Genomic DNA, 12182 nt, shown 5'->3' with positions numbered 1-12182 from the left:
TCGCAAGAAGATGATGGGGCGGAATGTCAATCCTGGTCTAACAGAGCCTTAAAAAATCATTGAGTACCTAATGATTTTTTAATCCCCGTCCCAGAAAAATCGTCACAGAAAGGACTACTGCTGTTGAGCGCGGCGGGCGGCACGGCGGGCTCTTGCCTCTTGAATCTCTTCGAGATGAGCAATGATCTCGGCAGCGCTTTCCTCGATGGCTTTGCCGTCGGTACGCACTACAAAGCAGCCCAGGCGTTTCATGAGCGCGCGGGCTTCCGCAAGCTCACTACGCACGCTCTCGGGCTCGGCATAGGAGCCTGCGACGGCGCGGGCGTAGTCGTCGCCCAAGCGGCTATCGCGAATCTCGGAAATCACATCGACGGTCGAAATCAAGCCGAACAGGCGCATCGGGTCAACCTCGTAAATCGACTTGGGCGGCTCCATGCCATGCGCCAGTGGGACATTGGCGACCTTGTAGCCCTGATAGGCTAAATACATCGACAGCGGCGTCTTGGATGTACGCGACACACCCAGCAGCACGATATCGGCACCCGACAGATCGTCGCAACCACGACCGTCATCGTGCTCAACGAAATACTCCATGGCCTCGATACGATGGAAATAGCGGTCATCGGTCTTGTGAATCACGCCCGCAACGCACTTGGGCGGCATACCGATGAGCGACGACAGCACGGCAAGCGTCGGGCCGATCAGGTCGACCGAACGGATATGCAGCATACCCAGGTAATCGAGCACGCGGGCGCGAAGCGCCGGATCGACAATGGTATGGAACACGGCGACATCGCGATGGTCGGCATCGACGCGCGGCCCCACAAATGACTTGACCTGCTCCACCGAGGTCACCTTGGGCAGGCGCAAGAGACGAAAAGCCCCTTCATCAAATTGCCCGGACGCCGCAAGCACCACCTCACAAGCGGTATCGCCGAGCGAATCGGAGATAACGATAACGGTGGGACGAGCGGTGACCGGGCAATCCATGCGGGGCTCCTTTTGCGCTTATGCGCAGGCTGGCTTACTTTTTGCGGGCAAGCTCACCGATGTTGGCGATGCCGGAGAAAACGGCCTCGAAGCGGTTGAGCAGCTTAAGGCGATTATCGCGAAGCTGCTCGTCCTTGTCCATGACCATGACCTCGTCGAAGAAGCGGTCGATGGGGGCACGCAGGGCGGCGAGGGCAGCAAATGCGGCCGGGTAGTCCTCGGCAGCAAGGGCGGCATCGACAGCGGTCTGAGCAGCCTCGGAGGCGTCGGCGAGCGCGAGTTCGGCCTCGCCCATCAGGGCGCGGTCGTACTCCGCACCCAGCTCGGGCTTCGAGATATGCGCGGCACGGGCATAGGCGGTAGCCAGGTTGTCGAACGTCTCAGCGTCGTTTTTGCGGGCCTCGTCGAGGGCGGCGCAGCGGGCGAAGAAGACGGACGGGGCGATAATGTGCACCGCGGAGACAGCGGCAACGGTATCGGCCGGGATCTTTTCGTCGCGGGCCATGCTCACCAGGCGGCCATGGAAGAAGTCACGAACCTGCTGCGCGACCTCGGCGGCGTCGAACTCAATGCCCTGCTCGCTATAGAGCTCGAGCGCAAAGTCGATGAGCGACGTGGGATCGATCGGCAGACGGTCGCGCAGGATGTTGATGATACCGATAGCGGCACGACGCAGCGCGTAGGGATCGGAGGAGCCAGTCGGGGGCTCGCCGATGGCAAAGATACCGGCGATGGTATCGAGCTTGTCGGCGCAGGCCACGATGCAGCCAGCGGTGCCCTCGGGCAGCTCGTCGCCGGCAAAGCGGGGACGATAATGATCGCGAATGGCGTGGGCAACCTCGTCGTTCTCCCCCATCGCGGTCGCGTAATAACCGCCCATCACGCCCTGTTGGCTCGTGAACTCGACGACGGCGTTGGACACCAGGTCGGCCTTGCACAGGTGAGCGGCGCGAGCGGCGTCGGCGGCCAGGTGGGCGCCCAGATGGGCCTCACGGGCAATGGCGAGCGCGAGCTGCTCAACACGCTCGGACTTGGCGAGCACGCTGCCGAGCTTCTCCTGGAAGGCGACCTTGGCCAGACGCTCGCGGAACTCGTCGAGGGAGATCTTCAGGTCCTCCTCGTAGAAGAACTTGGCGTCGTCCAGGCGGGCGCGCACGACGCGCTCGTTGCCGTCGATCACACGCTCGGCGTTCTCGGGCTTGCTGTTGGAGACGACCACGAACTCACGCGTAAGCTTGCCCTCGCCGTCATAGATCGGGAAGTAGCGCTGGTTGGTGAGCATGGACTCGCAGATGATCTCGTGCGGGACCTTGAGGAACTCCTCGTCGAAGGTACCGACGAGCACCGTCGGCCACTCGCAGAGGTTAATGACCTCCTCAAAGACCTTCTTGGGCGTGTCGACATGGCAGCCGGGGCGAGCGGCCTCGACCTCGGCGATACCGGCAAGGATGGCCTCACGACGACGCTCGGCAGAAAGCACGCCGGCGTCCTCGAGCACCTGCTCGTAGACGGCGGGGCTAGCGACAACATGGTCACCGGGGCCAAGCACGCGATGGCCACGCGTGGTGTTGCCGCTCGTCACGTCGGCAAACGACACAGGCACAATATCCTCGCCCAGAAGGCAGCAAATCCAGCGGACCGGACGCACGAACGTCGCGTGCTCGTGCCCCCAGCGCTGGCTGCGGTAGTTGGGCCACTGCAGGCCGGCGATAGTCTTCTCGCACAGGGCCGTCAGGATCGGGGTAGCCGGTGCGGAGGGAATGTTCTTCTCGGCGAACACATACTCGCGGCCGTCGGTGTCCTCACGACGGACCAAGTCCTCGGCAGCCACACCGAACTTACGGGCGAAGCCCTGTGCGGCCTTGGTGGCGTTGCCGTCGGCATCAAAGGCAATGTTTGCCGCGGGGCCGCGCTTGACCTCGTGAACCTCATCGGTCGCAGTGGCGACGTTGGCCACGAGCGCAGCCAGACGACGCGGACTCGAGATCACGCGGACCTCGCCATGGGCCAGACCGGCCTCGTCGAGGCCCTTGGCGATCATGGTGCCAAGCTGCTTGACAGCATTGTTCAGCGGTGCGGAGGGCATTTCCTCCGTACCGATCTCAAACAGGAAATCCTTAGCGTCTGCCATGGCTTACGCCACCTCGCCTTCCTGGTCGGCATTCTCGTTGACTCCGGCGACCTCGGCCATGTAGGCCTCGCAGCACGCCTTGGCGACGGCGCGGACGCGCAGGATGTAGTTGGCACGCTCGACCGCGGACAGGGCGCCACGGGCATCGAGCAGGTTGAAGGCATGGCTGCACTTCATGACGCAGTCGTACGCCGGTAGCGGCAGTTTGCGCTCCAGGCAGGAATGGCACTCGGCCTCGTAGTCGTCAAACTTCTGACGCATCATCTCGACGTTGGCGACCTCAAAGTTATAGGCACTGAACTCGCGCTCGTTCTCGAGGAACACGTCGCCGTAGGTCATGGGCGTGCCATCGGGCAGGTAGCTCCACACCAGATCGTAGACCGAGTTGACGCCCTGGGCGTACATGGCGATACGCTCCAGGCCATAGGTAATCTCGACGGGCACGGGGTCGACCTCGATACCGCCCACCTGCTGGAAGTACGTAAACTGCGTGACCTCCATGCCGTTGAGCCAGACCTCCCAGCCAAGGCCCCAGGCGCCCAGGGTCGGGCTCTCCCAGTCGTCCTCGACAAAGCGGACGTCATGGTCGTTGGGGTCCAGGCCAATGGCGGCCAGCGAACCCAGGTAGAGCTCCTGGGCGTTGACCGGCGACGGCTTGATGAGCACCTGGAACTGATAGTAGTGCTGCATGCGGTTAGGGTTCTCGCCGTAGCGGCCGTCGGCGGGACGGCGGCAAGGCTGCGCATAGCAGGTGCGCCACTCGGCGGGACCGAGCGAGCGCAGCGTGGTCGCGGTATGGAAGGTACCGGCACCGACCTCGGAGTCATAGGGCTGCATAATGACGCAGCCCTGCTCGCCCCAGTACTGCTGGAGGCGCAGGATGATGTCTTGGAAGGAAAGCGATGAAGCGTTCATGCCTCTAATATCCCCTCGTCGAAACGATTACACGGTTAGGTACTGTACTATAGCGGTTTTTAGTCGATAGCGCCGATGCGGTTGAGCGGCCAGTAGCGCACAAGCGCCACAGCGATCAAATCAGAGCGATCGACGGGACCAAAGTAGCGCGAGTCGGCAGAGTTTTCGCGGTTGTCGCCCATCACCCACACGCACCCGTCGGGAACGGTGTAGGGATAACTCACCTGGGCGCCAGGCGCTTGGACCGAAAGCGGCCAGCTCATGCCCGTCGTATAGTCCTCGTCGAGCGCCTGGCCGTCAACGACGACCTTGCCGTCCTGAAGGTCGACCGTCTGGCCGGCCGTGGCGATGACGCGCTTTACCAGCACGTCATGCTCGGATGTGGCATCGGGGTTGTGAAACACCACGATATCGCCCTGTTTGACGGGCTGTCCGAGTTCGAGCGTCACCTTCTGCGCCAGAATCTGATCGCCGATCTCGATCGTGTCCTCCATGGAACCGGTGGGCACTACAAAGGGCTCGACCACAAACGAGCGAATCAAGAAGGTGGCGACCAGTGCGATCGCGATGACCGCGATCCACTCAAAAGCGCCCCTCAACGCGGAATGTTGCGTAGGAACCATACTCACTCCTCGCTCTGCGAATACGAAGCGTCAAGGATCACCTGCGCGTAAGCGCGCTCCTCGGGCGTGAGCCGCGCCGTCTCGATCAAGTCCGGACGCCAGCGGCAGGTGCGCTCGATGGCGTTCTTGCGACGCCAGGCATCGACCTTGGCGTGATCGCCGCTCACAAGCACCGGAGGCACGCCCTCGCCGTTGAACTCGGCGGGACGGGTGTACTGCGCGTACTCGAGCAGGCCTCCGTCCTCGGCGGTCGAGAACGACTCGTCGACGTTGCTCATCTCATCACCAAGGGCGCCGGGGATCAGGCGTACGACGGCATCGGCAACGACCATAGCGGGAAGCTCGCCGCCCGTGAGCACGTAATCGCCGATCGACAGGCGCTCGTCGGCATACGCATAGGCACGCTCGTCGACACCTTCGTAACGGCTGCACACAAACAGCAGGCGCTCGCTTTTGAGCAGGCGCTCGGCCACATGCTGCGTAAAAGGCTCGCCGCACGGGGTGAAGAACACCACCGTCGGCTTGGGGCCCTCCGCGCTAATGGCCTCGATGGCCTCGGCGATAGGCTCGACCTTCATGAGCATGCCCTGCCCGCCGCCGTACGGCTCGTCATCGACGGTACGATGGCGGTCGTGCGTCCAGTCGCGCAGGTTATACGCCTTAAAATCAAAAAGGCCGGCCTTGCGGGCGCGGCCCAAAATCGATGTGGACATGACGGGCTCAAACATCTCGGGAAAGACCGAAAGGGTCTCAATCAGCATGTTGTCCTCCCTACTTGTCCATATCGATCAGGCCGTCCATAACGTGGACGGAAATTGTTCCTGTGTCGGGAAGATCGAGCACAACCTGCTCGATCACGGGAATCAGTACCTCGCCGTACCGATCGCCCTCGACAACCCAAACATCGTTAGCGGGCGTCGACATGATCTCGACGATCGTACCGAGTGAACCGAAGCGCTCGTCGACCACCTCGCGACCCATCAGGTCGGAATAGGCGGCGTCGAGTGAATCGAGCTCAAAATCGTCACGATTTGCCAACACATAGCATCCCGTGATGCCCTCGGCGGCCGTCAAGTCGTCAATGCCCTCAAACGAGACCAGATCGCCATCGCCCGTATCGGTGACGGACACGACCGTGCAAAAGCGGTCGCGCTTGAGCGCCGGCGGCGTCAGGGCGACGCGCATACCCGGCTCTAATACAGAAGGAAGCCCCCGCAGCGGCTGCGCGAGGACCTCCCCCTTCCTTCCGTGCGGCTTGACCACACGGGCGATGTTTTTGTACTGGAACCTCAAGGTCCTAGCCCAGAACCTCTACCTCGACAGCAGTGTCGAGGCGAGCGGCCAGTGCACGGGCGAGCGTGCGAATGGCCTTGATGGTACGGCCACGACGGCCGATGACCTTAGCGACGTCATCCTCGGCGACCGAAACCTCGATCGTAGAGGCGTCGTCACCATCGATGACCTCAAGGCTCACGGAATCCGGGTCGTCGACGATCTGAACAACGAGATATTCGACGAGATCGGCGATGCGATCTGAGAGCATTGCCTCACCCTCGAGCTGTGCAGCGTCAACCTCAGGCACGATTTACTCCTCGGCGCCCTCAGCGGCCTCAGCGGCAGCCTTAGCGGCCTCGGCCTCTTTGGCGAGCTGCTTCTTGGACTTCTTGACGACGGTCTCGGTCTTCTCGCCCTCGTTGGCGGCCTTGACCAGAGCGGCGACGGCGTCGGTGAGCTGAGCGCCCTTGGACTGCCAGTCGGCGATCTTCTCGAGGTCGAGGTTGATGGTCTTGGGGGCGGTCATCGGGTTGTAGCGGCCAACCTCCTCGATGATACGACCGTCACGCGGGGCGCGGGAATCGGCGACGACGACACGGTAGTACGGACGCTTCTTAGCGCCGTGACGAGCAAGGCGAATCTTGACTGCCAAAGGAAACTCCTCCAACCAAGCAGCTTTAGGCTGCAACTACAAACAAACAGTTGAACATAATACGCCATCGACGCGGGCAGGTGAAGTCCGTGAGACCAACTTCTTCGGTGTAGTCGAAGGCAAATCCATATCTTAGACAAGAATTCGCGATTTGCAAGCACATACACGCACCCCACATGAGCTGCGCGGTATACTCATGACATGGAAAGACGCGAACATACATACGGTTATGAGGATGCCATGGGCGTCACGCCGCCTCCCTGGACGGGTCCGGCGGTGGGCCTGATGGACCTCGATGCGTTTTTTGCGAGCGTGGAGATGCTCGATCATCCCGAATGGCGCGGAAAGCCGCTCATCGTGGGCGGAGACGCCGATTCCCGCGGCGTTGTGTCCACCTGTTCTTACGAGGCACGTCGCTTTGGCGTGCACTCCGCCATGCCCTCAGCCGAGGCACGGCGCTTGTGCCCGCAAGCCATTTGGACGCACGGGCACTTTGATCGCTATCGCGAGGTGAGCGCGCAGGTCATGGCGATTCTTGCCGAGGAGACGCCGCGCGTTGAGCGCGTATCGATCGACGAAGCCTTTATCGATATCACACCGGGTCGCTTTGCGCCCGAGGACCCGCTGCTGGTTGCACGGCGTATAAGCGACCGCGTGGCAGCGCTGGGAGTGACGTGCTCCATTGGCGTAGGCTGCAACAAGACGGTCGCAAAGATCGCAAGCGAGCGGGATAAGCCGTTTGGGCTGACCATCGTGCGCCCCGGAACCGAGCAGCGCTTTTTGGCCGCGCTGCCGGTATCTGCCATGAGCGGCATCGGGCGCTCGGCCGAGGAGCGACTGCGCCGCATGCGCATCTACACGCTCGGCGAGCTATCACGTGCACCGGAATCCACCTTGGCCTCTATTTTTGGCGTCAACGGCGAACGCATGCGCCAGCGTGCGCTGGGACTCGAAATCTCCGAAGTCACGAGTCTCGATGAAGGGCGCGAGGTCAAGTCGGTCAGCAATGAACGCACCTTTGCGAAAGATTTGACTGAGCGCGGGGACATCGAAGCGGCGATTGCGCTGCTGGGTGAGTCGGTTGGACGCCGCCTGCGCCGTCAGGGACTGACGGGCGGCACGGTAACGCTCAGGCTCAAGTATTCGTATGGAAGCGGGCGTACGGCACAGCGCCGGCTGCCTCATCCGACCGACGATGAGAACATCTTCGTGGCCGTGGCGCTCGAGCTACTCGACAACATCTGGCAGGAAGGCATGCATGTTCGCTTAGCAGGCATCGGTATGAGCGACTTCGACCACCAAGGCGGCATCCAGACCGACCTGTTCTGCGAAGTCGACGACCGCGGAGCCCAATCGAGCGACCGTCGCGACCTCTCCGTCGCGATCGATGCCGTCCGAGACAAGTTCGGCGACACCGCCCTATCCTTCGGCCGCCAATCCCGCTTCAGCGATTAACCGCCTTTGAGCAAAAAGAAAGCCGGGCAGGTACGGAAAACCGCAACTGCCCGGCAAAATGCGCGAGGCTAACTAAAAGCCCCGTATCAAATGAGCCACTAGAGGAGGTCGAGGGGGAGCTGGGGGGCGTCACCCCAGAGCTTTTCTAGACGGTAGAAGTCGCGGGCTTCGGGAGTGAAGACGTGAACGACGACCGAGCCGTAGTCCATGAGCATCCAGATCTTCTGCTCGCGGCCCTCGATGGAGAACGGATGCTCACCGCAAGCCTCGGCGACCTTCTCCTCGATCTCGTCGACAATCGAATCGACCTGGCGGTTGTTGGTACCGGTGGCAAGCACAAAGTAGTCGCACACGTCGGAAAGCTCGGTCAGGTTGAGCACCTGCACGTCCTCGCCCTTCTTGTCGTAGGCGGCCTGCGCGGCGGCGCGGGCGACATCCTCGGCGGCGACACCGCTCGCGGACAGCGAGGCGGCGGTGCGGTCGGACGTGGCAACGAAACTCTTGTGCTCCACACCTTCAAGAATCTGCTCGTCAGTCATGGTCTCGTCGGCCATGGAATACCTCTTTCTAGACACACCCGAGCTAGCGCAGCTGGGCGTAATGGTTGTAAATCGTAATAGCCGTGGGATAAAGATAGCGCCCGGACTGGATCACATAGACCAGACCCTGCGCAAAACAGGAGAAGAACAACTCGTCGAGCGAGGACTTCCCCACCATCTTGCGCAGCGCATGGGCATAGTCGCCGTGGCGGTTGGGCTCGATGGCATCTGCCACAAAGACCACCATATCGAGCGGCGTCATGTCGCAGGCACCCACGGTGTGACGGTCGACAGCCTGGAAAACGGCCGGTGACAGCTCGGGAAAAAGCTGCGGAAGCTCATAGGCGGCAACAGGGCCATGCAAAAGCGGCGTCGCGGCGGAAGGAGAGCCGACAACCTTGATGCCATAGTGAAGCGCGCGGGCCACGAGCTCATCATCGGAAAGCACCTTGTCCCAGTCGTGAATTAAGCCGGCGGCAGCGGCATCAAAGCGGTCAACGCCGTAGACCTCGGCCAGATGAAGTGCGGTCTCGGCAACACCCAGCGAATGCACATAGCGCTTGCGCTTATCTTTCATGCGAACATCGAGCAGCTCTTGAATGCGCTTGAGCAGCGCGCGCTCATCGCCCTCAAACTGATCCTCTACCGACAACGTAGCCCCCATCACTCAAAATCTTCTTGACCCAGATCGACATACAAACTGCGCTTGCGAATGTAGCCGAGCACAGACTCGCTCGTAAGATAGCGCACGCTCATGCCGCGGGCAACTCGCTTACGAATGTTCGTCGAGCTGATCGCCAGCGCCGGAATCTGAATATAGCGCACGTCGAACGGCAGCCCCGACTCTTTGATTCGGGCACGCGCCGTATCGATATCAAAGCCCGGTCGCGTCGCCGCAATAAAGGTAGCAAGCTCAGCAATTCGTTCGGCATCATGCCAGGTCACAATATCGATAATCGCATCGGCGCCCGTAATAAAGTAGAGCTTTACCTGCGGCGGGTAAAAGTCGCGAAGGGCATGAAGCGTATCGGCCGTATAGGTTACGCCCGGACGGTCAATCTCGAACCGGCTCGCCAAAAAGGCCGGGTTCGCGGCGGTGGCGAGGACCGTCATGGCATAACGGTCCTCGGCAGGCGTCACCGGCTTGTCAAGCTTAAAGGCGGGAGAGCCCGCCGGCATAAAGAGCACAGCGTCCAAGTCGAGCGACTCGCGCGCCTGCTCGGCAGTCACCAGGTGCCCGTAATGAATCGGGTCGAATGTGCCGCCCATAATGCCAAGCCGAAACTCTTTGCCCTCTTTTATGGGCAGCTCGGGCAAACCGATTCCACCGCGCAGCGACATGGCTTACTCGCCCTCCGAGGTCTCGGCATCGTCCGCGACATCCGCCGCATCGACAACCTCGACGCCCTCATCCGGAGCATCGGTCACGTCAAGGGCCTCAACGGCAACGTCCTCGCCAGCGTCCTCGAGCTCCTCGTACTCCGAGAAGTCCTCAGCGCCCTCAAAGTCAAAGGCGCGCTGGCAAATGCGGACCTCGTCGCCCGCACGGCAACCGGCCTTCTCGAGCGCGTCGTCAACACCCATACGCGCAAACTTGTGCTGTAGATAAATGACAGCTTCCTCGTTTTCCCAATCGGTCTGGATGACCATGCGCTCAATCGCGCGACCAACCACACGGAAGGCACCGGGCTCTTCCTGGACAATGCGGAAACGCTTCTCGCGCTGCAGACGGCGGCGCTCCCACTCCTCGTCGCGCAGATCGACTGGCTCAGCGGAGACCACCAACTCGGCACGCAGCTTAGCCACCTGCTCGCCCACGGCAAGCATCAGCGTGTTGAGGCCGGCGCCCGTCACGGCGGACACGGCAAAGAACATATGTCCATCGTCGAGCGCGGCGCGCTTGAGGTCGGCAATCTTGTCGGCCGTGCCCGGCGCATCGCACTTGTTGGCGACGACGATCTGCGGACGCTCCGAAAGCTCGGCGCCATACTGCTCGAGCTCACGGTTGATGATACGGTAATCCTCGACCGGATCGCGATCCTCAAACCCGCCCGTCATGTCAACGACATGCATGATGAGCGCCGTGCGCTCAATGTGGCGCAGGAACTGGTGGCCCAGGCCCTTGCCCTCGCTCGCGCCCTCGATCAAACCAGGAACGTCGGCAACGACGTAAGAATACTCACCGGCACGCACCATGCCGAGGTTCGGCACGAGCGTTGTAAACGGATAGTCGGCGATCTTGGGACGGGCGGCACTCATGCGCGCGATAAGCGAGGACTTGCCCACCGAGGGGAAACCCACGAGCGCGGCATCGGCCATAAGCTTCATCTCAAGCTCAATCCAGTGCTCCTCGGCCGGTTCGCCCAGCTGAGCGAACGCGGGCGCGCGACGCACCGACGTCACAAAGTGCGTGTTGCCCAGGCCACCGACACCGCCGGGCGCCACGACAACGCGCTCGCCATCGTGCACCAGGTCAGCAATCTCGAACATCGGGGTCTGCGTCTCGGGGTCGAGCTCGCGCACCACGGTACCCATGGGAACCTTCAGGATCAGGTCCTCGCCGCTCTTACCGTTACGACGGGCACCCTGCCCATGCGTGCCGCGCTCGGCGCGGAAGTGATGCTTGAAGCGGTAATCGATCAGCGAAGACAGCTGAGCATCGGCCTGGATGACAACATTGCCGCCACGACCGCCGTCGCCGCCATCGGGGCCGCCCTTGGGGACAAATGCCTCGCGCCTAAACGACATGCATCCGGCTCCGCCGTCGCCGCCGCACACGTTAATGCGGCTGATATCGGTGAACTGTGACAACAGAATCGCCTCCTACAAAAAGAGGGAGACCCTTGAATCCTAAAACTCAAGTGCCTCCCACATATGTGCTCTATGAAGGGTAAATTACGCGTTCGCGAGCGGGCGTACGCTGACCCTGTGCTTGATACCCTTGTGGAACTCAACGGTACCGTCGACCAGCGCGAACAGCGTGTCGTCCTTGCCGCGGCCAACGTTCTCACCCGGGTGGATGTGCGTGCCGTGCTGACGGACGAGAATCGTGCCCGTGGTTACCGTCTGGCCGGCATAGCGCTTCGTGCCAAGGCGCTGACCGCGGGAGTCACGGCCATTACGGGAGGAACCGAGTCCTTTTTTGTGTGCCATTGTGTATACCTACTCTTTCGTTACGAGTGTAATCTACTCGGCGACGGGAGCCTCGGCAACAGCCTCGGCCTCTGCCTTGACAGCCTTCTTGGCGCGGGACGTAGCCTGGACCTTCACGATCTTCAGCTTGGTGAGCTGCTGACGGTGACCCTTCAGACGACGATAGCGCTTACGCTTGTGGAACTTGAAGACCAGCTGCTTCTCGCCCTTGAACTGCTCAACGATCTGAGCGGTAACCTTGGCCTTGGCCAGCTTGTCGGGATCGGTGACGATCTTCTTACCATCGTTGAGGAAGATGACCGGCAGGGTGACCTTGTCGCCCTCATTGCCCTCGATCTTCTCGACGGTGATGACATCGTCGGTGGCGACCTTGTACTGCTTGCCGCCCGTGTTAACGATTGCGTACATGTTTACTTGCCCTTCATGCATCAGTTAGTGCAACAGCCGAA

The 12182-nt window shown here is 61.5% G+C and carries 15 protein-coding genes; 1 reads left to right on the top strand and 14 read right to left on the bottom strand.

From position 1 onward, the window contains the following. Positions 1 to 114 precede the first annotated feature (114 nt). The 8 genes from DW754_RS08460 to rpsP are packed head-to-tail and all read right to left on the bottom strand — an operon-like array spanning position 115 to position 6586. The gene (locus DW754_RS08460) at positions 115 to 990 is read right to left on the bottom strand and encodes a pyruvate, water dikinase regulatory protein (protein WP_117759278.1); all 876 of its coding nucleotides are present in this window, start codon (positions 988 to 990) and stop codon (positions 115 to 117) included. Positions 991 to 1024: 34 nt separating this feature from the next. Then, positions 1025 to 3121, bottom strand: coding sequence for a glycine--tRNA ligase subunit beta (glyS, locus tag DW754_RS08455; protein WP_117759280.1), 2097 nt, complete (start codon positions 3119 to 3121; stop codon positions 1025 to 1027). 3 nt (positions 3122 to 3124) lie between these two features. Continuing rightward, the gene (locus DW754_RS08450) at positions 3125 to 4036 is read right to left on the bottom strand and encodes a glycine--tRNA ligase subunit alpha (protein ID WP_006236091.1); all 912 of its coding nucleotides are present in this window, start codon (positions 4034 to 4036) and stop codon (positions 3125 to 3127) included. A 59-nt stretch (positions 4037 to 4095) separates the two neighbouring features. Beyond that, positions 4096 to 4659, bottom strand: a complete 564-nt coding sequence (gene lepB, locus DW754_RS08445; protein WP_089573451.1) for a signal peptidase I — start codon at positions 4657 to 4659, stop codon at positions 4096 to 4098. A 2-nt stretch (positions 4660 to 4661) separates the two neighbouring features. Further along, on the bottom strand, positions 4662 to 5420 hold the full coding sequence (gene trmD, locus DW754_RS08440; protein ID WP_089573450.1) for a tRNA (guanosine(37)-N1)-methyltransferase TrmD: 759 nt from the start codon (positions 5418 to 5420) through the stop codon (positions 4662 to 4664). A gap of 10 nt (positions 5421 to 5430) precedes the next feature. Continuing rightward, positions 5431 to 5952 (bottom strand): ribosome maturation factor RimM, encoded by a 522-nt coding sequence (rimM, locus tag DW754_RS08435; protein WP_117759282.1) that lies wholly within the window; start codon positions 5950 to 5952, stop codon positions 5431 to 5433. Between the two features lie 4 nt (positions 5953 to 5956). Further along, the gene (locus DW754_RS08430; RefSeq protein WP_171021534.1) at positions 5957 to 6202 is read right to left on the bottom strand and encodes a KH domain-containing protein; all 246 of its coding nucleotides are present in this window, start codon (positions 6200 to 6202) and stop codon (positions 5957 to 5959) included. A 42-nt stretch (positions 6203 to 6244) separates the two neighbouring features. Continuing rightward, positions 6245 to 6586: a 30S ribosomal protein S16 gene (gene rpsP / locus DW754_RS08425; protein ID WP_022094749.1), complete on the bottom strand. Its 342-nt coding sequence runs from the start codon at positions 6584 to 6586 to the stop codon at positions 6245 to 6247. A gap of 201 nt (positions 6587 to 6787) precedes the next feature. Between rpsP and dinB the strand changes: the two genes are divergently transcribed. After that, positions 6788 to 8041, top strand: a complete 1254-nt coding sequence (dinB, locus tag DW754_RS08420) for a DNA polymerase IV (protein ID WP_199411475.1) — start codon at positions 6788 to 6790, stop codon at positions 8039 to 8041. Positions 8042 to 8139: 98 nt separating this feature from the next. Here dinB and rsfS read toward each other — a convergent pair whose 3' ends face one another. From rsfS to rplU, 6 genes are all read right to left on the bottom strand, one after another. Next, positions 8140 to 8595 (bottom strand): ribosome silencing factor, encoded by a 456-nt coding sequence (gene rsfS / locus DW754_RS08415; RefSeq protein ID WP_117759286.1) that lies wholly within the window; start codon positions 8593 to 8595, stop codon positions 8140 to 8142. A gap of 28 nt (positions 8596 to 8623) precedes the next feature. Beyond that, positions 8624 to 9157 (bottom strand): bis(5'-nucleosyl)-tetraphosphatase (symmetrical) YqeK, encoded by a 534-nt coding sequence (gene yqeK, locus DW754_RS08410; protein WP_199411477.1) that lies wholly within the window; start codon positions 9155 to 9157, stop codon positions 8624 to 8626. Positions 9158 to 9243: 86 nt separating this feature from the next. Beyond that, on the bottom strand, positions 9244 to 9921 hold the full coding sequence (nadD, locus tag DW754_RS08405; protein WP_055249998.1) for a nicotinate-nucleotide adenylyltransferase: 678 nt from the start codon (positions 9919 to 9921) through the stop codon (positions 9244 to 9246). A gap of 3 nt (positions 9922 to 9924) precedes the next feature. Next, positions 9925 to 11391, bottom strand: a complete 1467-nt coding sequence (obgE, locus tag DW754_RS08400; protein ID WP_199411476.1) for a GTPase ObgE — start codon at positions 11389 to 11391, stop codon at positions 9925 to 9927. 84 nt (positions 11392 to 11475) lie between these two features. Further along, positions 11476 to 11733, bottom strand: coding sequence for a 50S ribosomal protein L27 (rpmA, locus tag DW754_RS08395; RefSeq protein WP_006236075.1), 258 nt, complete (start codon positions 11731 to 11733; stop codon positions 11476 to 11478). Positions 11734 to 11766: 33 nt separating this feature from the next. Continuing rightward, on the bottom strand, positions 11767 to 12141 hold the full coding sequence (gene rplU / locus DW754_RS08390; protein WP_035138585.1) for a 50S ribosomal protein L21: 375 nt from the start codon (positions 12139 to 12141) through the stop codon (positions 11767 to 11769). Positions 12142 to 12182 lie beyond the last annotated feature (41 nt).

The sequence above is a fragment of the Collinsella sp. AM29-10AC genome, from assembly GCF_003469085.1.
Classification (GTDB): Bacteria; Actinomycetota; Coriobacteriia; order Coriobacteriales; family Coriobacteriaceae; genus Collinsella.
Note: the sequence above shows the minus strand (reverse complement) of the source record. Positions and strands in the feature narration are given on the sequence as shown.